Source organism: Cohaesibacter celericrescens (genome assembly GCF_002866925.1).
Lineage (GTDB): Bacteria > Pseudomonadota > Alphaproteobacteria > Rhizobiales > Cohaesibacteraceae > Cohaesibacter > Cohaesibacter celericrescens.
Map to the genome: position 1 here is coordinate 1 of NZ_PKUQ01000013.1, position 21,123 is coordinate 21,123.

At 49.9% G+C, this 21,123-nt stretch carries 26 protein-coding genes; 16 read left to right on the forward strand and 10 right to left on the reverse strand.

Annotated features, from left to right (window positions below; translation table 11 throughout):
- The first annotated feature begins 402 nt into the window (after positions 1-402).
- Positions 403-714 (forward strand): ETC complex I subunit, encoded by a 312-nt coding sequence (locus tag C0081_RS06980; RefSeq protein WP_101533172.1) that lies wholly within the window; start codon positions 403-405, stop codon positions 712-714.
- Between the two features lie 491 nt (positions 715-1,205).
- Here the strand turns inward: C0081_RS06980 and C0081_RS06990 are convergent, their stop codons facing one another.
- From C0081_RS06990 to C0081_RS07015, 6 genes are all read right to left on the reverse strand, one after another.
- Positions 1,206-2,402: a tyrosine-type recombinase/integrase gene (locus tag C0081_RS06990; RefSeq protein ID WP_101533107.1), complete on the reverse strand. Its 1,197-nt coding sequence runs from the start codon at positions 2,400-2,402 to the stop codon at positions 1,206-1,208.
- A 193-nt stretch (positions 2,403-2,595) separates the two neighbouring features.
- Positions 2,596-2,982 (reverse strand): helix-turn-helix domain-containing protein, encoded by a 387-nt coding sequence (locus C0081_RS06995; RefSeq protein ID WP_101533173.1) that lies wholly within the window; start codon positions 2,980-2,982, stop codon positions 2,596-2,598.
- Positions 2,983-3,146: 164 nt separating this feature from the next.
- Positions 3,147-3,413, reverse strand: a complete 267-nt coding sequence (locus C0081_RS07000) for a hypothetical protein (RefSeq protein WP_101533108.1) — start codon at positions 3,411-3,413, stop codon at positions 3,147-3,149.
- On the reverse strand, positions 3,410-3,715 hold the full coding sequence (locus tag C0081_RS07005) for a hypothetical protein (protein ID WP_146006419.1): 306 nt from the start codon (positions 3,713-3,715) through the stop codon (positions 3,410-3,412). The genes C0081_RS07000 and C0081_RS07005 overlap by 4 nt, the downstream gene beginning before the upstream one ends.
- 85 nt (positions 3,716-3,800) lie before the next feature.
- The gene (locus tag C0081_RS07010; RefSeq protein ID WP_101533110.1) at positions 3,801-4,175 is read right to left on the reverse strand and encodes a hypothetical protein; all 375 of its coding nucleotides are present in this window, start codon (positions 4,173-4,175) and stop codon (positions 3,801-3,803) included.
- Positions 4,176-4,204: 29 nt separating this feature from the next.
- Positions 4,205-4,600: a helix-turn-helix domain-containing protein gene (locus C0081_RS07015; protein WP_101533111.1), complete on the reverse strand. Its 396-nt coding sequence runs from the start codon at positions 4,598-4,600 to the stop codon at positions 4,205-4,207.
- Positions 4,601-4,628: 28 nt separating this feature from the next.
- Between C0081_RS07015 and C0081_RS07020 the strand changes: the two genes are divergently transcribed.
- The 4 genes from C0081_RS07020 (at position 4,629) to C0081_RS07035 (ending at position 7,099) form a co-directional block, all read left to right on the forward strand.
- Entirely contained in the window at positions 4,629-4,838 is a 210-nt protein-coding gene (locus tag C0081_RS07020) for a helix-turn-helix domain-containing protein (protein WP_180966793.1), read from the forward strand.
- A complete protein-coding gene (locus C0081_RS07025; RefSeq protein ID WP_101533113.1) occupies positions 4,835-5,272 on the forward strand; it encodes a helix-turn-helix domain-containing protein in 438 nt (145 codons plus the stop codon). The genes C0081_RS07020 and C0081_RS07025 overlap by 4 nt, the downstream gene beginning before the upstream one ends.
- 104 nt (positions 5,273-5,376) lie before the next feature.
- Positions 5,377-6,009 carry a hypothetical protein gene (locus C0081_RS07030; RefSeq protein ID WP_180966794.1) on the forward strand — a complete coding sequence of 211 codons (633 nt, stop codon included), beginning with the start codon at positions 5,377-5,379 and terminating at the stop codon, positions 6,007-6,009.
- Positions 6,002-7,099 (forward strand): DUF7146 domain-containing protein, encoded by a 1,098-nt coding sequence (locus tag C0081_RS07035; RefSeq protein WP_101533115.1) that lies wholly within the window; start codon positions 6,002-6,004, stop codon positions 7,097-7,099. The genes C0081_RS07030 and C0081_RS07035 overlap by 8 nt, the downstream gene beginning before the upstream one ends.
- Before the next feature lie 5 nt (positions 7,100-7,104).
- Here C0081_RS07035 and C0081_RS07040 read toward each other — a convergent pair whose 3' ends face one another.
- Both C0081_RS07040 and C0081_RS07045 read right to left on the reverse strand, forming a co-directional pair.
- Complete coding sequence (locus C0081_RS07040; RefSeq protein WP_101533116.1) at positions 7,105-7,809, reverse strand: hypothetical protein; 705 nt, start codon at positions 7,807-7,809, stop codon at positions 7,105-7,107.
- Between the two features lie 79 nt (positions 7,810-7,888).
- Positions 7,889-8,179, reverse strand: coding sequence for a BrnA antitoxin family protein (locus tag C0081_RS07045; RefSeq protein WP_101533117.1), 291 nt, complete (start codon positions 8,177-8,179; stop codon positions 7,889-7,891).
- A gap of 137 nt (positions 8,180-8,316) precedes the next feature.
- Here C0081_RS07045 and C0081_RS07050 point away from each other — a divergent pair, with 137 nt between their 5' ends.
- From C0081_RS07050 to C0081_RS07060, 3 genes are read left to right on the forward strand one after another with little or no spacing between them, the layout of a single operon-like run.
- Entirely contained in the window at positions 8,317-8,628 is a 312-nt protein-coding gene (locus C0081_RS07050; RefSeq protein ID WP_101533118.1) for a hypothetical protein, read from the forward strand.
- 40 nt (positions 8,629-8,668) lie between these two features.
- On the forward strand, positions 8,669-9,340 hold the full coding sequence (locus C0081_RS07055) for a hypothetical protein (RefSeq protein WP_101533119.1): 672 nt from the start codon (positions 8,669-8,671) through the stop codon (positions 9,338-9,340).
- A gap of 57 nt (positions 9,341-9,397) precedes the next feature.
- Positions 9,398-11,182, forward strand: a complete 1,785-nt coding sequence (locus C0081_RS07060; protein WP_146006421.1) for a hypothetical protein — start codon at positions 9,398-9,400, stop codon at positions 11,180-11,182.
- Between the two features lie 2 nt (positions 11,183-11,184).
- Here C0081_RS07060 and C0081_RS07065 read toward each other — a convergent pair whose 3' ends face one another.
- Together C0081_RS07065 and C0081_RS07070 are read right to left on the reverse strand one after the other, a co-directional pair.
- Entirely contained in the window at positions 11,185-11,556 is a 372-nt protein-coding gene (locus C0081_RS07065) for a helix-turn-helix domain-containing protein (RefSeq protein WP_101533121.1), read from the reverse strand.
- 9 nt (positions 11,557-11,565) lie between these two features.
- A complete protein-coding gene (locus C0081_RS07070; RefSeq protein ID WP_101533122.1) occupies positions 11,566-11,826 on the reverse strand; it encodes a type II toxin-antitoxin system RelE family toxin in 261 nt (86 codons plus the stop codon).
- A 712-nt stretch (positions 11,827-12,538) separates the two neighbouring features.
- Between C0081_RS07070 and C0081_RS07075 the strand changes: the two genes are divergently transcribed.
- From C0081_RS07075 to C0081_RS07115, 8 genes are all read left to right on the forward strand, one after another.
- Positions 12,539-13,168, forward strand: a complete 630-nt coding sequence (locus tag C0081_RS07075) for a hypothetical protein (protein WP_101533123.1) — start codon at positions 12,539-12,541, stop codon at positions 13,166-13,168.
- Positions 13,169-13,482: 314 nt separating this feature from the next.
- Complete coding sequence (locus tag C0081_RS07085) at positions 13,483-15,057, forward strand: hypothetical protein (RefSeq protein ID WP_101533125.1); 1,575 nt, start codon at positions 13,483-13,485, stop codon at positions 15,055-15,057.
- A complete protein-coding gene (locus tag C0081_RS07090) occupies positions 15,054-15,467 on the forward strand; it encodes a hypothetical protein (protein WP_101533126.1) in 414 nt (137 codons plus the stop codon). The genes C0081_RS07085 and C0081_RS07090 overlap by 4 nt, the downstream gene beginning before the upstream one ends.
- A complete protein-coding gene (locus C0081_RS07095) occupies positions 15,427-15,642 on the forward strand; it encodes a hypothetical protein (protein WP_101533127.1) in 216 nt (71 codons plus the stop codon). The genes C0081_RS07090 and C0081_RS07095 overlap by 41 nt, the downstream gene beginning before the upstream one ends.
- Positions 15,643-15,645: 3 nt before the next feature.
- Positions 15,646-17,271 (forward strand): portal protein, encoded by a 1,626-nt coding sequence (locus C0081_RS07100; RefSeq protein WP_101533128.1) that lies wholly within the window; start codon positions 15,646-15,648, stop codon positions 17,269-17,271.
- Positions 17,271-17,666, forward strand: a complete 396-nt coding sequence (locus C0081_RS07105; RefSeq protein ID WP_101533129.1) for a hypothetical protein — start codon at positions 17,271-17,273, stop codon at positions 17,664-17,666. Before C0081_RS07100 ends, C0081_RS07105 begins: the two co-directional genes overlap by 1 nt.
- Positions 17,663-18,466 carry a hypothetical protein gene (locus C0081_RS07110; protein ID WP_101533130.1) on the forward strand — a complete coding sequence of 268 codons (804 nt, stop codon included), beginning with the start codon at positions 17,663-17,665 and terminating at the stop codon, positions 18,464-18,466. Before C0081_RS07105 ends, C0081_RS07110 begins: the two co-directional genes overlap by 4 nt.
- Before the next feature lie 188 nt (positions 18,467-18,654).
- A complete protein-coding gene (locus C0081_RS07115) occupies positions 18,655-21,006 on the forward strand; it encodes a P-loop ATPase, Sll1717 family (protein ID WP_101533131.1) in 2,352 nt (783 codons plus the stop codon).
- Positions 21,007-21,123 lie beyond the last annotated feature (117 nt).

Below are 21,123 nucleotides of genomic sequence, written 5' to 3' on the forward strand. Positions count from 1 at the left end.
CGAAGATGTTGGTCCTCTTTGGTCAGGTTCATGTTTGTCTGACGGCGCCGTTTACCCCATCCACTCCTCCGACCGAAATGGTATCAGTCCCTCTATTCCCAGAAGGTTTCAGATTTTTGACTTGCAATGCGGTCATTGCTTTAACGCGCTTAGGTATCTATTTATCCCTTATATCCTTCGAACCTACCCCCTATAAATATGGGATCTGGTGAGTTTGAGAGCATTGAGGTGAGATGCCTTGATAAGATATAACCAATTGAAATAATTGTCTAAAACATACGTATTGAGTTTGGTTGACAGTGAATGATATTTCGTGTGATAACCGTTTATGGATGGTATAGCTCCGACCATCCATCAGAAAGCGGTTTTGTTTTTTTGCCAAATCGCAAGGGAAAGAAAACCATGCTCAAAGCACGCATTTATCAACCCGCTAGAAATGCAATGCAGTCCGGACTCGCCAAAACCCACCGTTGGCATTTGAAGTTCGAGCCGTCGGCCTCCAGAACCATTGAACCTTTAATGGGGCACACGAGCTCATCCGATACTAGGCAGCAGCTGGATTTGAACTTTGATAGCAAGCAAGATGCTATAGCTTATGCAGAGCGCCATCATATTGACTATCAAGTCATGGAGCCTAAACAAAAGAAACGCAGAATTGTCGCCTATGCGGATAATTTCGCTACTAAACGTGTGGATGGAAACTGGACACACTAGTGCGTTTACCCCAAGACAATGTATACAGCCAGAGCAATTCATAAATCTGGCCCCTTAGCTCAGTTGGATAGAGCAGCTGACTTCTAATGTACATGGATTACTATATATTTCATGGACTTACGGGGATCCCCGTGAGACTTCGAGGCAATTGAAGCTAAAGTCTCATAGTTAGCTGCCTTGCTGAGTCTCGAATTTTTCAATCGACTCGCAAACCATTGAAACCTGCATTTCCAAAGAATTATGCAGAGCGTGAAACGCAGGTGTCAATCTTATGTTTGTTGGATATGTATCCAATAGGGTCAAGGCAAAAACCACGCCTTGGATATTTGCGAGTTGCTCTGCAATTTTGTTGGTCATCATCTATATTTTCCATCCATCCAGTTTATTCGATTGCATAGATAATTTAGACAACTTTGAACAAAATAAAAGTAGAAATCAAAACGCTGGTTTAATATAACTTATTGTATTTATTAAACATTTCTGTACGAACCCTACAATCCACCATTTTTGACCAAATAGCTCGATAGTTTTTTTAGAGCTTGGGACGCCTGTTCCGGTGTTTGGGCCAGATAGTGCTTGAGGATCTTATGAATGTTCTCGACCGAGTGCCCCGTAATGGAAGCAATCTGGGGAAGGGTGCAACCGGCATCTGCCAGCCATGTCACAGCGGTATCACGCAAATCCTGATCCCTGAACCCCTCCAGACTTGGCATCGTCTCCGTAGCCTTGTCACAGACCTTTCTGAATGCCTTGCGATATCGATCCCCATCATCGCCACGTTCCCAACAACACCCGCCTTTTTCGTCGATCAACAGAGTGGAAAGCGTTTGTTGATGTCTGTTGCGTCTGGCCTTTGCGGCCAGCAGCCGATCCGCCAGAGGCTTGATTTCGGGTATCTGGACAATGGCGCCGGTTTTTGACTGTTTGAATATCATCAATCCATCAGCCATTTTTTCGAGTTTGAACAACAAACGATCGTTCTGGCGTTGTCCCGAGCAGATACCAAGCATAATTGCGTCGCCCACATCTGGACGGCCTTCTTTGTCTGCGGTGGCAATGAGGTGCTTCATTTCAGCGATGCTGCCAACGCGTAACCGTGGCAACGGAGTGGTCATGCGCAGAGCAGTCCATGGATTGTTTGAAACCAGTCCCATTTCCCGTTTGGCCCATCCCCAAGCCGGACGAAGGGTGCTGACAATGGCCTTTGACATAGACACACCTTTTTCACTGCGAAGCTTTTTATAGATGCCGTTGGCCATTACATCGGTGATCGAAGCAGCCGGCGCTGTCCAAAGCTCTTCATCGAAGGCCTGAAAAGCGCGCATGTTGTAGTCGTACCCCCTTAAAGTTCTTAATGAAGGTTTTCCGGTCAGCTTGTTCTCGGAGCGTCGTTCCGTGTGCCATTTAACAAGAAGCTCGCCAACACAGATGTAGCCCTTCACCGCATGGTTCTTGGGCTTTTTCTTTGGGCCGGTTTGCTTCAGTGTGATCTGTTGCCGGCGTAAGTTGACCTTCTCGCCAAACTTCTTTGACCAGCTGATGGTTTCATTCAGATCGAGCCAAGTGCCGTCTGGATGCTTGAGATCCTCGCCCTTATAGCCGAGCGCACGCAGCGCCTTGCCAGGAACGAAACGAGGTCGTCCGGAGCGCCAAACGACATATTGAATTTTGATCGATACTTTGGCCATGATTTTACCTATAGGCCGATGGATTGGCATTTCTGCGTGACATCATCCTGTGTCGTGCGGACAGTCAGGGCGTGAGGATAGGCACACCTTGACTGTCGCTTGCCAATGCGTTCTCGGGCAATAATAAAGCTATATCGTGCGTGTGGGGGGGAGCTTGTGCTTGATTGCTGTTGTTGCAGACAGTCCTGTCAGCCTAATCTGCGGCGGCTGAAGTCGATTTGATCACAGTGTCGGCCAATTCGATGATGAGCTTTTGTTGGGAGCTGGTGGCACGAGTGAATATGCGCAAAAGACGAAGACCATCTTTGGATTGAAAGAACTGTTCTGGTTCGATATCGACCCTTTCGCCTTGCTCTATGCCTTTAAAAAACCAAGCAACCGGCACGTTTAAAGTGCGTGATATATCGATCAGCTTGGATGCGCTGATGCGGTTGCTTCCTTTTTCATACTTCTGGATTTGTTGGAAGGAAATGCCAAGCTGATCACCCAGCTTCTCTTGGCTGATGTTGCTCAATTGGCGTGCAATGCGTACGCGTGAACCAACGTAGATGTCATTTTCATTTGAAGATTTGGGTGTCATTGTGATTAATCCTTCTCTGGTTCGGGAGCGCATATTGAATAACTGTTTAGAGTCTATCATTTCAATGCTTTCACTAAAAATCATAATGAGAAGAACTGCAGTCTGTGAACTTGTAAGAAACGAACGCTATGGTTCCATTCATTTTGCAGACTGAGATGTCCTTCCTATTTTGGTTGGTCGGCTGGCGGCTCAATGCGATAGAAGGTCGCCTTGATCACTTCGGCCAGTATGTCGTTGATGGTGATGATGGCTTTGGCTTCACTGGAATGGTGAAACTCAAGGTTTCTGCCATCGCTAAAGACCTTGACCACACCACCAACTTCATCGGTGATGTTTGTCACATGCTCTAGCAGTGAGAAGCGCTTGCGCGTGTCGTCGCCCAATGTTGGATAGAAGGTGACGGGCAGATTGGCGGGAAGGACCATTTTCATGCTTCAATTCCGCCATAACGGGCAGCCAGATCGGCTGCAATATCGGGAATGGGAAGATCTTGGTCTTCCCGCTCTTGCGGATCGCCGATGAGAATACGGTTCATCATGTCGAGATTGCCGCTGGCCTTTATCCAGGCAATAACGGCAGGGCGCGACCAGCGGAGGATGCCCGGAAGCCTTTTGGGGAAGTGGTTGTCTTCAAGCTTTGCCCGAGCGTGGTCAAAAGCGCTTTCTTTCACGTCCAGCAGTGAGACCAGCTGCTGACGGTTTAGTGTCATAGAATGGGTCTGAATGAGGGTCATAATCATCAATCCGTTGGTGAATGATGACTGTTAATATCCAATTTGGAAATGCACTTGTCAAACTAATTGTTTCCAAATTGGAAAATTAATCAAACCAAGATTGTACAATTTTCAGACTGCCACGAAAAAAATCCATAGAAACGCTCGACTCGCCGATTTCGAAGCCTTTAGAATTTCGGCACTTTTCATCTGGAGTATAGTCTTTGGGTACATCGGTTTTTTCGACGACTTCCGCTCCAGGCATAAGCCTTAAATCTTGATCCCTAAGGGGCTTGTTATGGCGGAACTGTAGGTATAACGGTAAAGCATTTCGCTGAAATATGCATTCTGGAGTGGCATAGGTGCCCGTCATATGGGAAACAACAACAGGTCCGTCATACATCTGAATGGTTTTAATACCGAACCCCAAAAACAACATAACTGCTATAATCGAGATTGCCTTAACAATATAGCTTTTCATCGTTTAATTTTCCGATATTGCAAGCAATTTCAGCTATCTAGCACATCAATCAAATTTAAAATCTTCGCTAGTTGTTCTTTGGATTTTCCGGAAAGCTTAGAATGCAATTCGTCAAGCATCCCGTTCTCTTCGGGTGGTCCCGATAAGAGATCGGCTGGACTGCAATTGAGGACTTCCGCGCATGCTTCTAAAAACGGCTGATTGTATGGCCTAGTTCCAAGTTCCATTCGAGAAATAGTACCTTTTGTACTGTCAATAGCATTGGCCAGCTCGTCTTGGTTTAGTCCGCGGTGCTTACGCCACTCGCGGAGATACCAACGACTAAGCTGCCCAGACGTTTTCCCGAATCTTTCTACCATAAGTGTAATAATGATCTTTCTGTAGAATTCAGTCGTCGGCCAATTTGGAAACTTAAGGATTGACATTAAAGTTTCCAAAATGGATATTGTAAATATGGCAAATCACCCACTCAAAGATTGGCGCTTAACGCGCGGTTGGACGCAAACCCAATTGGGCCACCGGATTGGCGTGACCAAAGGAGCGGTTTGCAAATATGAACAGGGTCGCCCACCCGAATGGGGTGTGATGACCAAGCTGGTGGAAGTCACCGCTGGCACAGTAACTCCTAACGACTGGCTGCCTGATCAAGAGGCGGCACAATGAAGTATCCCACCTTCATACGGCGCAGATCTGCGATCAAGGACACGCTGCTTTGTGCCCATGATGCGATCTTGCGGGATCGGCTTGCTGACTTCTTGCGTGACCAACACCCAACCAACACAGCCAAGGAAGTGGCACGGAAAGCTCGGATACCGCACAGGACAGTGGAGAGATGGTTGTCTGGCCTTTCTTCGCCACGGCTGGAGCATTTCATATCCCTTCTGCACGCTTATGGTCCGGCACTTTTGCAAGCTGCCATGGATGACGCCAGCATTCGGGACATGAACCGGATGGGGTTTGACTGGGTGGAGCGCTTACGCACGGCCGAAGACCAAGACGCAGCAAAAGCGGACCTGAAAAGGGTGGCTGATGCCCTGAAGGCGCTGACCAATGCCAGACCCAACAATCGGCCCGTCAGTGAAAATGAGGGACGATAATGCGGTACAGCGAAAAAACACCCTCATTTCGGCGATGCAAAAAGACCGGTCTTTTGTCAACCGCTGGTGCACATAGTGCGTCAAACGACCCGCTTGTCCACAAAATGCAGAAAATAATTAGCGATTGTGCAAAAGGGGGCTTTTCGTTGGCCGAGGTGAGCCGCCTGTCCGGTGTTCGTGATCGGCAATGGCGGCGATGGCAATCCGGCCAAGCCATACCGCGCCCTTCCAACCTGCGGCGCATGGAAAAGGCAATTGTGCGCCTATGTCATGAGCGCGACCGGACCATAAAAGGGGAAGCGGTTTTGTCTCCCGTTGCCTATCGCATGGTTTTGATCACTTTGGCCGACAAGGCGGGGGTGAATGTGGCTGCGGTTTTGGCCGACGATCCGCAAAGCCAAGACAAACAAAGCCCGATAAAAGCCGCTGCCAGCCTGTGCCGACAACGGGCGCTGTATTTAATCGTGACCGAATTAAATGTGCCTTTGGTGATTGCGGCTGGATTTGCCGGCATCACCAAACAGGCAGTTTCCAAATCCCTGCGCCAAATCGAAGAAAGCAGAGATGACCCGCACATCAATGCTCTGCTGGACAGCATGGCGGATCTTATTCACGGCACTTCGCGAAGCGTAGGCCTGACCATCCTCGAACCCATACAAAGCCATCAGCGGCAGGAGGCTTCTGTCAAGAAGCTCCGAGAGCCTGACCAATTCAAAAGGAATAACTCTCATGGGTAGTCGTCTCAAAGAGGTGAAAGTTGCGCTGCAAGATGATGTCTTGCGGCTGGTCAAAGAGCTGGTCCCGAACGGGAAAATCAACGGCAACAATTATGCCGCCAAAAGTCCTGTGCGCCATGATCGCAAGGCAGGCAGCTTTGTGGTGTGGATCGGCGGCAACGCAAAAGGGGCCTTCAAGGACTATGCCTCGGAAGAAGACAAGGGCGATGTTCTGGGTCTGATCTGTCTTTGCAAAGGCCTAGATCGAAAGGAGGCTTTGGATTGGGCAGAAGATTGGTTAGGCTGGAGAAATATGAGCAAAGCTGAAAAAGCCAAGCTCATGCGTGATGTGAAAAAGCGGGAGGCCAGCCAGAAAGAAGAAGATCTGGCGAACTACCGGCGGATGGTGGACAGGGCGCGGCGGTCCTGGTCCACCACTTTGCCAATCAGTGGTACCGTGGGAGAGGCCTATTTTGCGTTTCGCGGGTTGCCACTGGACACCATCAAAAATCGAGCGCCCTTTTGCCGGTTTCTGCCTGATGTCGAATATTGGTATGAGGCCGACTATTCCTATGAAAATGGCAAGAAAACAAAGCTGAAGGCGGGGCCGAAGTTCCCCGCCATTGTGTCGGCTATGCGCGACATCGAGGGCGGTTTGCAGGCTTTGCATTACACCTTCATTGCACCGGACGGGCAGGGCAAAGCGCCGGTCAAAGACCCCAGTAAAGCCAAGCTGATGTTTCCGCGCACGCAAGGGGCTGCGATCTGGCTGACGCGTGGGGAGGGGAATATGGACCCGATCACCATGGCCAAGGCGGGCAAATTTGCGCCTGTGATCATTGGTGAGGGCATCGAGGACGGATTGTCGGCTGCACTGGCTGTGCCTGAGGCGCGGGTGCTGGCGGCGGGATCCTTGCCCAACATGCTGCATATCCCGATGCATAAGGCCTTTGGTTCATTTGTTCTGCTGAAAGACAACGACTGGGGCAAGCCACAAGCGCAAGCACTGTTTGACAAATGCGTCCAGCGGCTGAAACGTGCCGGCTACCCGGTGAGCGTGGTCAGCTCGTCTTCGGGCAAGGATTTCAATGATTTGTTGAGGGGGGCGTGATGGGGTTAGTCAATATAGAGTCTAGCTCGGGTTTTCACTGCGAGCTTTTCAAGTTTGGATATACGCGCATAAGATCTAGCTGCAGTAGTATATGCAAACCGAATTGTTTTGGAAATTTTCCTAAAGTCGTCATTTCTTTCATTGAAGCATTGACTAAATTTACCAGTGTCATGTTTGTAAGTGTTGTTGAAAACGGTAATCCATGGATACATTTCATCGGTGGAAACGTCTATATCCTCGACTTCGGAAAATTTGTAATAATTTTTTTTGTATTCATCAATGGCGCAATAGAATCGGCCAATAACACTAATGACATTGTCAGATCTGCTAATTTTCTCAGGCGTATTGAAGAAGTCATTCACATTTATAGTTGGAACGCGATAGGTCTCAAAGTCATCTTTGCCAGTTCTAAGGTTTGGAATAACATCGCATTCAAAAATTGCTTGTTCAATTTTGCCGGACAATTCTGTGAGATTTCTGACTTCTTTTTCAATCGCATCAACTTTTGCATGAATTCTAGGGGTTTGGGCTTGCTGAATGAGTGGCCTGAGGGTTGTCAGCCCAACAAACACGCCGACAATTGCAGCGGCCCAACCACTGTTGGCATCCCAAACCTCGAGAAAACGATGGGCACCAAACCACGAATAGGCGAACGTCGCGCACAAAACCACAATCAACCCGCCAAGCATTCCGACAAAAAACGACTTCATAAAGTTGCTCCAATACACACGATATCAATCATTACGCGAGTCGACCGACCCTGCCAATTAGGGAGGGCGTTGTAATGGATCAGCTTGCCTTTTTGTCTTCCTCAACGATTTTTGCCAGTGCGTCATTGATGCGGGTTTGCCAGCCTTTGCCGCCTTCACGGAAATACTCGACGATATCGGCATCCAGCCGCAGAGTAACGGGCTTTTTGGGTGTGTCAGACACCGGACGGCCGCGCTTGATCGGACGTGTTGGTGTGATGCCCAATTCTGCAAAGAGTTCCTTGCCGGTGCGGAGGTTTTGGATTTCTGGATCGGTCAATGGTGCAACATCTTCATCGATCATGAAGGGATCGGGTTTCTTAGATGCCATAATTTCTAGCCTCCTTATCGTGAATACACTTTTGTCGGTTCTTTTTCGACTTGGCGCCACCTTATTTAATCATACAACACTCACAAAATCACTATTTATTGTACCTACAATAAATGAGGGTTCTTCGGGAGAAAACCATGCCTGATAATGCAAAAAATTTCTTTCAAGAAGCCCTGACCCGCGCTCGTGACAATGGCCAAGCGCCGGACAAATGGGTGGTGAATGGTCATGTGGCGACTGCGTTGATGCTGACCAAACAAAACCATGACACCAACTTTATCGACATGGTCGACATGAAGAACAAGCCCTTGGTCGTGCTCGGGTTACCCGTTGTAAAAAGCTGGAAGATAGACCCGATGATTGTGATGTTGGCCGAAGGCAAGAAAGGCTTGTCTTGTTTTGCCATTCCTCTGGTTCTGGACCTCACCGAACTGGAGCCAAATTCATGATTTCGCAGCACAAAGGCCCGTCCCAACCAAGGGAAATATCATGACAAATGAAATGAATGACGTAACTCGATCCATTGTTGGCGTAAACGCGATGAATGTGGCGATGGCCGTGGGCCATGTGGCAGCCTTAGCGCTGGTAACGCAAATGCGGGACGGCGGACGAGAGGAAAACGAGCTGTATTATCGCCTGTTTAAGCCATTGGAAGAGGAGCGAGAGACAGAGCAGGATATTGAATTGATGGCGCAATATGTGGCCGATCGGCCAGAGAATGTGTCGGGCGAACAATTGTTTCGCAAATGCGCTGAGTTGGCCATTCACGATGCACCTGCTGGCAGCTTTTTTGACCAGTCTATTGAAGTGCAGATCGGCTATCGCTTGTTCGCCAAATCTTGTCGGTTGGTGGCTGTCGATCTGCAAATCGAACAGCGGGAAGAGCAATCCAGACTTGAGCGGGCCAAGCAGGAACGCAGACCCATACCATTTGAAGATCAGACTTACGCGGCCGATGAAGGGCCATTGGTCAAGGATCCTGTGCATGAGGCCGCACAGAAGGCCATTGCAGAAATGCCAATCACCAAGGCGGCAATCAAAGAGCCCGTCCAGCAGGATGATGCGCCCGAACAGCCGATGTCTATCGGTGAACGGCCGGTGGCCCATCAAGGCAAAGCCAAACGTGGTGGCGCTCGTGTGCCCAAAACCGCACCAAAATAAGAAGAAAGCAGGTTTGCTGTGACGGCATCAGGCGTACAAAAAATTCGGGATGCGGTAATGCCCGCTCTGCGAGAAGTGACTAGGGAACAGGGGCGGCGGAAAGAGGCCACCCCTGTTCCCATTGCGCCGGATTACAGACGAGGGGATGCATATGCCGGTGAATGGATGCCCAATGACATCGGCTTGCCGCCTGATTGTCCGGTCCAACCTCTGGGTATGGATGGTGACACAATATATCTGGTGGATGCTATGGGACAATTGGCAGCAGTTGGTCCGTCCAGCTTTGGCCAAGCCTTCATTCAACGTCTGTTTGGCCGCCATATTGGCTATGCTTATTGGGCGTGGCCAGCGCATAGCAAAGAGAACGGGATTTCTGGATTTAAGGCCGAAAAGGTGCGCGAAACCTTCTATACGGCCGCTGATAACAAGGGCCTTTGGAACGCTGTCGAGAAGGTGCGCGGACTTGGTGCCTGGCGTGGCGACGATGGCGAGCTGATCCTGCATTGTGGCGATTGTCTCTGGATCGATGGCCAGCGCGTCGAGACCGGAGAAAACGGCCAATATTTCTATCCAAGGCGGCCGCATATTCATGGGCCGTGGGAAGAGACGGTGACGCATGATGACAATCCTGCGCGGAACCTGTTCCGGATCCTCAAGACATGGAACTGGAAGCGGCCAGAGGTGGATCCGCTGTTGTTTATGGGGTGGCTCGGGGTTGGCATATTGGGCGGTGCCTTGGAATGGCGTCCATCGATGTTTCTGATCGGGGACAAGGCCGTGGGCAAATCGACCTTGCAGGCCATTGTTAGCCAAGTGTTGGGCGACGGGCTTGTGTCTTCAACCGACACCACACCGGCAGGGATTTATCAGCGCGTGGGCAATGGCTCTTTGCCCGTCGCCATCGACGAGCTCGAGGCGGAAGCGGACAACCGGCGTGTGACCGGTGTTGTCAAACTTGCGCGTCTTGCAGCCAGTGGGGGCCTTATGTTGCGCGGTGGGCAGGATCATAACGGAGTCGAATTTCAGGCGCGATCCACATTCCTGTTCTCTGCCATCAATCCGCCTCCACTGGCACCGCAAGATCTCTCTCGCATGGCCATCCTGTCCATCGATAAGCTGGATATGGACGGGGCAAGCGAACCGCCAAAGCTGGATCCGAACACTGGCCCAAAGCTCATGCGGCGCATGGTGGATCAATGGGGTCTGTATGATGGCACATGGCAGGCCTATCGCGAGGCTCTGCGCGATGGTGGCCATGATAGCCGAGGGCAGGACACTTACGGCACGTTCCTTGCCTGCGCTCACCTCATGTTGGGCGATGAAGGCGTCGAGGAGGCCGGCTATCGGGCCGATGACCTGTCCGGTTGGGCCGACGTGTTGGCCGCGCAAAGCCTATCGGAAAAAGAAACTGCCGAGGAAAACTGGAAGGCTTGTCTCGAGCATCTTCTGACCAGTCGCGTCGATGCCTGGCGCAATGGGTCACAGCATACGATCGGGGCGCTCCTAGAAGGATATAGGGACAGTGGCAACAGCTATGTTGATGTGGCCAAGGCTCGAGAGCTGTTGGCTCAGGTGGATCTTGGTTTGCTGCCTAGAGGCGCGAACAAGATCGACAAGAGCAGTGACTATCTGGCGGTCCCGAACAAGGGGCCGAACCTGACCAGCCTGTTTGACGGGATGCCTTGGGGCAACAGTGTATGGACCTATGCACTGCGACAAGGGCCGTCAGACATCATCGAATACCGCAAGGAATACAACAAGGTAAAGATTGGCGGTGTGTCGCGGCGCGTGACGCTGGTCAACCTGACAGCATTTGAAATCTATGCGGAGGAAGTGGGGTGATGCTAAACCAAATCGCCGACATCGACACTCAAGGCTTCTGCAATGGCTTTGATCGTATCGATGGAGCCGCTTCTGCGGCCGTTTTCAATCTGGGAGATCAGTTCCTGTTTATGCCCGATCGTTGCAGCCAGTTGTTTCTGAGTGAAGCCACGATATTTGCGATAGACTTTGACAGGGTTGGTTCCATCAAGCAGCGCGTCAACGACCTCTTCAGGGAAATATTCTCCCTCTTCAGCTTTGGCTTTGTCATACAGTTGTTCGTCAGACAGATGCATATCAGCCGCATCTGGCTCGAGGGCGATATAGTCAGCCCAACTCATAACCACCTTGTCTGGGAGCCCGTTTTCATCCAGGAGGATTTCAGGAACAGCCATGTCATTCTCCTATCTGTTGTAAACATCGCCACGAGGGCCGATCTTTTCAATGGAAATGATTTTAATCTCATCATCCCGATCGAACAAAACACGGTAGTCGCCAACTCTCAGACGATACCCGCCTCTACCCTCAAGCGGTCGCACATTCATGTCTTTGCGGTCTGGATCTTCTGCAAGCTTCTTAATCGCGGTTCTGATGCTATTTGCTCTTTTGGGCTGTACGCGCCTCAACGATTTCATTGCCTGCGACTTGTATTGGACCTTGTACATGCGTGCTTAGTGCCTTTGATATGCTACGAATATAACTATGAGTTATGTTTATGTCAATGCATTGGTGCATGCGAAGGGCATCGTGTTAAACGCTATGTTCGCGTCTACGTAACAGCCTACGCTTCAATTTATCACTCAAAGATCATCAACGACAAGCACATTAAGCGCCGGTCGGTTCCCCGACCCAAATGCCAACGGGATAAGCCACGATGTTCCCAACTGATATTTTTTTGTCTCAATACCCTGACCCTTCCTCTTAAGAACAGACCGCGCCTCGTCATGCCTTTTGCAAAGAAGCAAAAGCCCTGCCGGGCTAGCGGACAGTTGACCAGGGGTGGATAGCGCTATGGTCGAATGGCTGCGGAAGGTTCTCCCGTTCAGACGGGTCCGGGGGCACCAAAGGGACACCAAAAGTTCCACTGGGGACACCTAGGGGACACTTGGTGTCCCCGAACTATCTACATGAAATCAAGGGGTTAATGCTGTGGTTCCACTGGGGACACCTAATAAGCTTCACGCATACGCGCGCGCACGTATAGAGATATTGGTGTCCCTAGTGTCCCTAGTGGAACTATAGAGTTAAGTATCTGAATTAAATAAGAAATTCTGGGGACACTTGCGGGGACACCAAAATCTCAGGTGTCCCCAGACAATCACAAGATCCGCTCTGCGATCTGCTCGTTTGAATAAAATATAGAGTTATATCAGATAGATGGCTGACGAAATCGAACAAATGGATCTATTGCAGACCGGTGAAAATGACGGGTGTGAGAGCACGCCGACGGCGGTTTTCCCTAGCGCTCGGGTGGAAAAGCGTGGGGTGGGCAGGCCAAAAGGGGCGGTTAACAAGAAAACCGAGGCCATCGGCAAGCTATACCAGACCAAAGGCTTTCGAGATCCGCTGTTGTTCCAGGGCGAGATCCTGTCTAGCCATCCGCTGGATCTGCATCATTGGTTCGTGGTGATGCAGGCAAAGGCGCAAGGGATAGCTGCCGACAAAGCCGAAGCCTCTTACAAAGCAGGAACTCTGATCGGTGTGCCATCAATTGCCGAGATCGTAGCGATGCAGACCAAGGTGGCGGATCAAGTGACGCCCTACATGTATGGCAAGAAACCACTTCAGACCGAGAATAACGATGAACGGCTGCCAATGCTGTTCATTGACCTGGGGGATGGCAGCCAATCCGATGCTGATCAACTGGATGATGACAGTCTCTCGATTGGTCTGGCGCTCGAAGACCAAAGTCAACAAAATCAATCACTTAGTACGAATGGCAATCAAGCGTCTCATGAGAGTACGTCTCATGAAACCGCCAAGCCATTGAAAGGCATGGGAGAATAGCAAATGTTCCCACTGATAGATTATCAGCAGGAAACCCCTGTCATCGTGAGGGGACCGGCATGTTTTGAGCGACCCTTGTCTGAAAATTTTTGCTTCCCCTTGGTTCTGCCTGCTTCATCCGGCCAGCGACAAAAAGACCAAGCCGAGCGAGAGCCTTCCCCGAAAGCACCCCCCACCCCCCCATATAGGGGTATGGCGAGCCACACCGATCACGATTTTGATCTGGATGAATTTGAAAATGTCGCGTTTTCTGGGGCCATAGGTCGGGGGTCGGGGGAAAGCGATAAATTGAAAACCGGAAAAGGGGTGAGGGGATGAGCTATCAATTCCCGGGTCAGAGCGAAGCCAACCTCATTGCGCCGGACAATGTCGATATTCGCAAGCTCGTGCAGCTGTATGAGCAAGACGAGGATTTTGATCCCTATCACTTCAAGCCTGCTGGCCCTGTGTCTAGCGCCTTCATTCGTGATGACATCATGTCGAAGTTCATCATGGGTCCCGTTGGTGGTGGTAAAACTGTCTCCTGTGTTTTTGCTCGGGTGTTGGCTGCAGCTCGGATGCCGCCATGCAAGGATGGCTGGATCCGCGATCGGTTTGTTGTGGTGCGGACCAGCTTTCGCGATGCGGAGCGCACCGTTCTGAACAGTTGGAAACAATGGTTCTCCAAAGACTATCCCGGCTCAAGCTGGACTGGTGGTAACGATAGGCCGGCAACACACACACTGCGCTGGCGTCTGCCCAACGGGCTCAAAGTTGAAGCTGAAACGTTGTTCCTCGGCATCGGCGATGCCTCGATCGAAGATATCCTTCGTGGCCTTGAAATCTCGGGAGGCTGGATGAATGAAGCCGACACGCTGGCCAGCAATGTGTTGCGCTATATGGAGCAAAGGACTGGGCGCTATCCCAAAAAGGAAGATCTAGCCGATCCTACAGCAAAACGCGTCCGGACAATCCTCGGGGACTATAACGCTCCGGATATGGACAACTGGACCTATGAGGATTTGGTTGAAAATGTCGCGCCACACCGGCGACTATTCCGCCAGCCATCGGGCCTTTCTCCCAAGGCTGAAAATCTAAGCCGGCTAGAGGCAGACTATTATCAGAAAATTGCAGTCGCTGAACCGGATTGGTATGTGCGCCGGATGGTGCATAACGAATATGGATATAGCCGTGAAGGCCTGCCGGTCTATCGCAGCTTTGATCAAAAGCGTCATGTGGCTGCCAAAAAACTGGATCCAATCGAAGGCCTACCATTGTTGATCGGCATGGATGCGGCGCTCAATCCGGCTGCTATCCTCGGGCAGCCGATGCCAAACGGTCAAATCCGGATCCTTGATGAAGTTGTACCAGGGCAGGGTTATGGCGCTACGCGCTTCTCTGAGATGCTTGTCGATCTTCTGGACCGTCGATACCCCATGTGCAGCGATATCCGCCCATGGGCCGATCCTGCAAGCCAGTACGGCGCTGATAGAGAAGGAGGCGAGCTGTCTTGGCTGGAAACCATGCAGGTGGCTTTGGGGATGCCAATCCTCATTCCGGCTAACGGTTCAAACGAATTGGGCTTGCGTCTGGGATCCGTCGAAGGCGAACTGACCAAGTTCATCGATGGGCAAACACCGCGGTTGCTGGTCTCACCTCATTGCAAAATCCTTATCCGCGGTTTCATGTCAGGCTATCGCTTTAAAAAGCTATCGACCGGTGGCGATAAATTTGCGCTGCAGCCTGACAAAAACGAATATTCCCACCCTCATGACGGTTTGCAATATCTGGTTTTGGGATATCGCGGCCGGCAGGCTGTTACTGGTACCGGAAGGCAATCAAGCAAACAGGGCGGGTGGGCATCGCAGGCGAACAAAGGGCGGCAAATAGATCCGCACAAATTCGCATGAAGATCGTTAGTCCTGCCAGCAATTACGACATTGCCTGCTGCATCGGTCGTTGCCAGTCAATCGTTTGGCTGTGCCTCAAAGCGCAACGGGATGTCTCGGAAACCTGGGCATTGCGCGATGAAAACGGGGAAGCTGTGATCATGGCAGGGTTATGGCCAAGGCAGGACGGTGTTGTTGAAGCATGGTTTTTGGCCAGACCGGAAGCACAGCGACACCTCAAGCGGATCGTTCGGGCCATTCGGTTGACCTTGAAACGCAAGGCCTATGCTGAAATCGAAGTCAGAATAGTCACCAAGGCAGGCGCTCGCATTGCGCGGCTTTGTGGCTTTTCACTGCATGACACCTTCGACGGCGCGGAGATTTGGCGACATGGGCGGACTATTCGGAAAAAGCGACAACGGCGCGGTTGAGCTGCAAAAGAAAATCGCGCAGGAAAATCAAAACAAACAAATTGCCGCTTTGGCTAAGGCGTCGTCAGAGGTGGATCAGGCAAAAGCTCAGGCCAAAGGTGGTGGACGTAAAGCACTCGGCAATCGCTTGCTGACATTCATCGGCACGTCTGGCGGTCAGGATACATTGGGATAATCCATGGCCAAGCAAGCAAACAAGGCAACGGCGCAGCCTGAAAAACCACAAATGCCATCAGGTGATGGCCCAATCATCAAAAAGATGAAACGGCTCTATGATCAGGCAAACACCGAATATCAAACCTTCCAGCCGCTGCTTGATGAGGCTTTTGACTATGCCATCCCTTTTCGAAAAGGATCATCTGATGGTAAGGGACAAAAACGCGTCAATAAAGCGTTTGACCAGACAGCTATCGTTGGAGCATTCCGGTTTGCCGGTCGCTTGTGGCAAGATTTCGTTTCAGAAGAAATGTTTCGCCTTGCCCCCGGCGATATCCTGGAAAAGAAAGTCAAAGATGAGCTGCGGCCGCATTTGGAAAGAACCACAGCCGTCATAACCGGAATGGCCAGCAATGGCGAGTTTGACCTTGCGTTTCATGAGATGGCGTTGGATTTGGCAGCCGGTACCGGCGCGATGTATATCCCGCAAGGTGACAGCCCCGATCGTGCAGCTCGTTTTGTCTCGGTACCCATCGATGAGTTGCGTTTGCTTGGCGGTCCTTATGGCGATGTCGTTGCTATTTTCTGGGACCGAAAATGGAAACCATGGCAGGTTGAAGAAGAGTTTGACCTCGATGGTGACAGACTAGGTCCTGAATTAAAGAAACTCATCAAGGACAAACCGGATGATGATCTAACGCTGCATGTCGCAACTGTTTTTGACAAAAAATCCAGCCGTTGGATCACCAGAAGCTGGACCGACAAAGACGAAGTGATCATTCGGCAAGAGAAATCTTTTACCAATCCTTGGCTGACACCTCGATATTTCCGCGTGCCCGGAGAAACCATGGGACGTGGGCCCATTATGTTGGCCATGCCATCCATCAAAACACTGAACACAGCACAAAGCCTGACATTGCAGGCGGCCGCCATCGCCTTGATGGGCATATGGACCGCAGTTGATGACGGGGTATTCAACCCTGATCACAGCGCCATCGAACCAGGGGCAATTTGGAAGGTGGCACGAAACGGCGGCGTGTTGGGGCCGACAATTTCACGGATGCAGGATCCCAATCTGGACACCAATAACATCATTCTCAATGATTTGCGGATGGCGGTTCAAGCTACCTTGATGGACCAAAGCCTGCCGCCCGATGGGGCATCGGTTCGATCGGCAACCGAAATCCTTGAGCGTGTGAAACGGTTGGCCTCTGACCATACCGGCGCGTTTGGGCGTTTGGTCTATGAAATCATCGTTCCATTGGCGCGTCGTCTCATTGAAGTCGCCTCTAATGTCGGTTTGATCGAAAACCAAATCCCGATCGATCAGGTGCTTATCCAAGTCAAGATCTCGTCACCCTTGGCAACTGCTCGCGCTGCAGAGCGCCTTGAGAAAATCGTGCAATGGATCGAAATGGTCCTTGCCATTTTGCAAGAGGGTGCTCCTACCGTCGCCAAGTTGGAAGAGGCGCTTGAGCATGTTGGCCGAGAGCTTGGAGTTCCATCGGACTATATCGTGACCGGAGAGGAGCGGGCCGAAATGAAAAAGCAGGCCGCTGAAGCGCAAGCCATTGCGATGGCTGCGCAAGCTGGTTTGGGGGCTGAAGCGCCAACAGATCAGGCTGCTGAACAACTAGGAGCGGTGTAATGGCCGATGCAGGATTACAAATTCAGGACATGATCAGCAATTTGAGTGGCGACAATAGCTGGGAAGCCTTGGAAGGCCTCATGGGGACATTCGGCCACCCTGAACGCAAGAAACTGGCACAAGAAGATCAGGCACAGCGTGATGCTTCTATCGCCAGCTATCGGCGGGATCTTTTGATCATCTTCTCGACAACTGAAGGCCGGAGTGTCTTGGCCCAACTGGTTGCCGGTACCCTCGGGCGTCCGCCGGTGAACTTTGGAGCCCTTGGCCTGTCTGCTGATCAGGTGGGCGTTCTGGCCGCCTATCGCGACGGTCAAAACACTGTCATTCACGCCCTTATAACAGATCTGTCAAAAGCCGGATTTAACCCGTCCGAAAAAGGAGACGCAGCATGAAATACGCAATGAATAAATATTGGCCTTTGATCCTGTTTGCCGCCGAAGACGGCAACGGTACTGGTGGAGAAGAGGACAATGCCGGTGAGGGTGGTGAAGGCGCGGACGATGAAGGTGGTGGTGAGCTATACCGCCCTGATGGACTTGATCAAAATTTCCATGGTGAAAATGATCGTGAAACCATCGATAAGCTTATGGCCGGCATCAATGACGCCAAAACGGTTCTGCCCGAAGACATCACAGGATATGAGTTTAAGCCAACTGATGAACTGAAGGGATATTTTGGTGAAAAGGACGATCCTGTTTTGACCGCAGCCAAATCGGCGGCACTCAAGCATGGCATTGCCCCGGATGTGTTCCAGAATTTCATCAACGACACCTTTGGCGATCCGGTAGCGCAAGGCCTATTGGCTCCTCCCTATGATCCAAAACACGAAATGGATAGTCTGGCCACCATGTTGGGAGGTGATGCCAAAGTGGCGGAAAAAGCCATCAACGATGCGGAAGCCGTGGCTGCCAATATCGCGCAAAGCCTGAAGCTTCCTGAAGGGGCAGGCAAGTTCTTTGAAGGCATGGCCGAAACTGCATCGGGTGTCATGATCATTCGTGCTGTGCAAGGGATGGCGGCTGAAAAAGGCATTCCATTGGGTGGCAAGGATGCAGCGACTGCAGCGCATTTCTCAAAAGAACAGCTGGAAAATCTGGGTGCAGATCCGCGAATTAACCCGAGTTCAGGCAAATATGATGCGGAACTGCGCAAGAAATATGACGCGAGCTTTCAGGCGCTGTATCCGGGGTAACCTGTAAAAATTCATGAGGAACCACTTCAGCGGGGAAAGATCTCCACTCTCACAAAAACGATGCCATTCGAATAGTGGAGACAACAGCGCAATGCACCAAATAATACTATTATTCTCTTAACCTTGCCGACAATTAGAAGTAGAGTTGAGTCGACTCATAATGGTTCGGTAGTGCTCGGAGAATTAAATTGAGCAATCAGAGATCTGCATTCGTAGCTTACTCCACTAGAGATGAAACTGTAGGCGATAAAATTCTTAGCGGTGTACGGAAGGCAAATGCCGTCGGTGCTAACTCAGTTAGATTTGAGCCTTGGGAGTTTAACGATATTCCCGGTGAAACTGTGATCTCACCGATCTTAAGTAAAATCGACGACTCGCCATTTGTTGTCGCAGATGTAACTTACCTTAACCTAAACGTCGTTTACGAAATTGGTTTCGCAATTGGTCGAAATAAAAAAGTTTTCTTACTTAAAGATACGTCAGTTGCTGGGGACAGTAAATTAGCGAAGCGTACGGGTATTTTTGACACCTTGGGCTACTTTAGCTATTCCACTGATGATGACATTCGAAACAGGCTAACTGGCTATATTGATGAAACAGCACTTCCATTCACGAAAGAGTTGGATCGGCAAGCCCCAGTTTACCTGATGGAACCTCCAGAACGGTCAGATGCCGCAACGAAGATGGTATCACGAATTAAAAAGGCCCGATTCAGATATAGATCTTTCATTTCTTCAGAAGACATTCGGCTCTCTGCAACCGACGCCATTCGACAGGTCGGAAGGTCTAGCGGTGTTTGTTTGATGATAGAATCAGCAGGCGATAGCAAAGAAGAACACAATGTTAGAACGCTGTTTGTTGCTGGTCTCGCTCACGGAATGCTCAAACCTACACTGATATTCTCTCCAAGCGGTTTCGATGCACCTTTGGACATCAGAGACGAAATAACAGTCTACAATAGCCCCCAAGATATTTCCGAACATGTAGCTATATTCTGCCCGCAAATAAATGATGTACTACAAGGTGAAGCAGGAACAAATGAAACTGCAAAAGGTTTTCTAGACAGCATATGGGTTGGAGATCCCACTGCTGAAAATGAAATGACTACGTTGGCTGACTATTATCTTCAAACAGATCAGTTTCTGCGCGCGTCTAGTGGTGATGTCAATTTAGTAGTCGGCCGAAAGGGCTCGGGAAAAACCGCACTTTTTATTAGTTTGAGAGACATAACAAGGGCTGACAAACGAAACATTGTGGTGGATTTGAAGCCAGAAAGCTACCAGCTTGCAAAATTGAAGGATGAGATTTTATCTCTCCTTGCTGCGGGATCACGCCAGCATTTACTCACGGCATTTTGGGAGTACTTGATACTACTGGAAGTTGCGTACAAGCTTCTCGAAAAAGACAAAAAAACTCACCGTTTTAACCACGACTTATACGATATCTATCAGGAACTTGAACGTACTTACCGTGGCGATGACTCTTTGTCTGAAGGAGATTTCTCAGAGCGCCTATTGGCCCTTTCCCGACGGTTAAGTGATCAGTTCAAAATTAAGTTTGGCAATACGGACAACCATGGAATTACAATCCAGCAAATCACAGAAATCTTATACAGTCATGATCTAAAGAATCTAAAAACCCAACTTTCTAAATATCTAGAGCACAAGGGTCGCGTACTCGTTCTATTCGATAATCTCGACAAAAGTTGGTCAACAGACGGCGTCGATACTATAGATTCTATCACCCTCCGCTGCCTTATTGATGCAGGCCGAAAAATCGAACGTGATATGCAAAAAGCTGGGCACGAGTTTCGTTGTATCTTGTTTTTGAGGAACGATGTTTACAGATTTTTGATGGAAAATTCATCCGACTATGGGAAAGAAATGCGCGCGACACTTGATTGGAGCGATCCGGACTTGCTTCGCGAGATGCTTAGACTGCGACTATCTTCAAGTTTGCCCGTAGAATATGCAAAATTGCCATTCGATGAGCTTTGGAAAATGATTAGCGTATCGCATGTTTTTGGCGAAGAGAGTTCAGATTTCATCATTTCAAGATCCTTAATGAGACCAAGAAACGTACTCAAGCTGTTCAATCACATTCGTGGATTTGCTGTTAATTTTCGACGAGAGAAAATTATAATCGATGACTATCACAAAGGGTTAGTTTCTTACTCGCAAGATTTAATTGTCGAACTTGATAGAGAAATTAGCGATGTATACCCCGCTGCCAAGGACCTTCTCTATTATTTCATTGATACACCACCAGAGCTAAGTAGAGACGATTTGTTAAAGATTTTCAATGAGGCCGGCATTGAACCTGCTGAACATGAAAAAATTAGAAATTTTTTGATTTACCACGGTGTTCTTGGCCTGCAAAATGGCGTCGATGAGCAGTATATTTTTGATGTTGGTTACGATCCAAAACCACTGCAAATACGCGCTCAGAGGGCTGGAGAGGCAGCGCGCTTCACAATTAACCCAGCATTTGCGCCCGCGCTCGAGATTAGAGGTTCGGTTATGGACATCCATAAAATTTAACAATTTTGCTCTAACTATTCTTCAATTATGCCCAACTAGTTTCTAGTGGGCGATCAGACACAGCTCCAAAACCACAAAAAGCCAAATTCAAATCGTGTATTTCGTGTTGAATTCTGA

Coding starts and splice junctions, on each gene's coding strand:
- C0081_RS07010 (WP_101533110.1), bottom strand. CDS start 4,175: ATGAAAAGCTATATTGTTAAGGCAATCTCGATTATAGCAGTTATGTTG.
- C0081_RS07030 (WP_180966794.1), top strand. CDS start 5,377: ATGCAGAAAATAATTAGCGATTGTGCAAAAGGGGGCTTTTCGTTGGCC.
- C0081_RS07035 (WP_101533115.1), top strand. CDS start 6,002: ATGGGTAGTCGTCTCAAAGAGGTGAAAGTTGCGCTGCAAGATGATGTC.
- C0081_RS06995 (WP_101533173.1), bottom strand. CDS start 2,982: ATGACACCCAAATCTTCAAATGAAAATGACATCTACGTTGGTTCACGC.
- C0081_RS07045 (WP_101533117.1), bottom strand. CDS start 8,179: ATGGCATCTAAGAAACCCGATCCCTTCATGATCGATGAAGATGTTGCA.
- C0081_RS07020 (WP_180966793.1), top strand. CDS start 4,629: ATGGCAAATCACCCACTCAAAGATTGGCGCTTAACGCGCGGTTGGACG.
- C0081_RS07000 (WP_101533108.1), bottom strand. CDS start 3,413: ATGAAAATGGTCCTTCCCGCCAATCTGCCCGTCACCTTCTATCCAACA.
- C0081_RS07105 (WP_101533129.1), top strand. CDS start 17,271: ATGGCCGATGCAGGATTACAAATTCAGGACATGATCAGCAATTTGAGT.
- C0081_RS07085 (WP_101533125.1), top strand. CDS start 13,483: ATGAGCTATCAATTCCCGGGTCAGAGCGAAGCCAACCTCATTGCGCCG.
- C0081_RS07015 (WP_101533111.1), bottom strand. CDS start 4,600: ATGTCAATCCTTAAGTTTCCAAATTGGCCGACGACTGAATTCTACAGA.
- C0081_RS07040 (WP_101533116.1), bottom strand. CDS start 7,809: ATGAAGTCGTTTTTTGTCGGAATGCTTGGCGGGTTGATTGTGGTTTTG.
- C0081_RS07095 (WP_101533127.1), top strand. CDS start 15,427: ATGGGCGGACTATTCGGAAAAAGCGACAACGGCGCGGTTGAGCTGCAA.
- C0081_RS07100 (WP_101533128.1), top strand. CDS start 15,646: ATGGCCAAGCAAGCAAACAAGGCAACGGCGCAGCCTGAAAAACCACAA.
- C0081_RS06990 (WP_101533107.1), bottom strand. CDS start 2,402: ATGGCCAAAGTATCGATCAAAATTCAATATGTCGTTTGGCGCTCCGGA.
- C0081_RS07005 (WP_146006419.1), bottom strand. CDS start 3,715: ATGACCCTCATTCAGACCCATTCTATGACACTAAACCGTCAGCAGCTG.
- C0081_RS07060 (WP_146006421.1), top strand. CDS start 9,398: ATGCCCGCTCTGCGAGAAGTGACTAGGGAACAGGGGCGGCGGAAAGAG.
- C0081_RS07025 (WP_101533113.1), top strand. CDS start 4,835: ATGAAGTATCCCACCTTCATACGGCGCAGATCTGCGATCAAGGACACG.
- C0081_RS07055 (WP_101533119.1), top strand. CDS start 8,669: ATGACAAATGAAATGAATGACGTAACTCGATCCATTGTTGGCGTAAAC.
- C0081_RS07110 (WP_101533130.1), top strand. CDS start 17,663: ATGAAATACGCAATGAATAAATATTGGCCTTTGATCCTGTTTGCCGCC.
- C0081_RS07050 (WP_101533118.1), top strand. CDS start 8,317: ATGCCTGATAATGCAAAAAATTTCTTTCAAGAAGCCCTGACCCGCGCT.
- C0081_RS07090 (WP_101533126.1), top strand. CDS start 15,054: ATGAAGATCGTTAGTCCTGCCAGCAATTACGACATTGCCTGCTGCATC.
- C0081_RS07065 (WP_101533121.1), bottom strand. CDS start 11,556: ATGGCTGTTCCTGAAATCCTCCTGGATGAAAACGGGCTCCCAGACAAG.
- C0081_RS07075 (WP_101533123.1), top strand. CDS start 12,539: ATGGCTGACGAAATCGAACAAATGGATCTATTGCAGACCGGTGAAAAT.
- C0081_RS07070 (WP_101533122.1), bottom strand. CDS start 11,826: ATGTACAAGGTCCAATACAAGTCGCAGGCAATGAAATCGTTGAGGCGC.
- C0081_RS06980 (WP_101533172.1), top strand. CDS start 403: ATGCTCAAAGCACGCATTTATCAACCCGCTAGAAATGCAATGCAGTCC.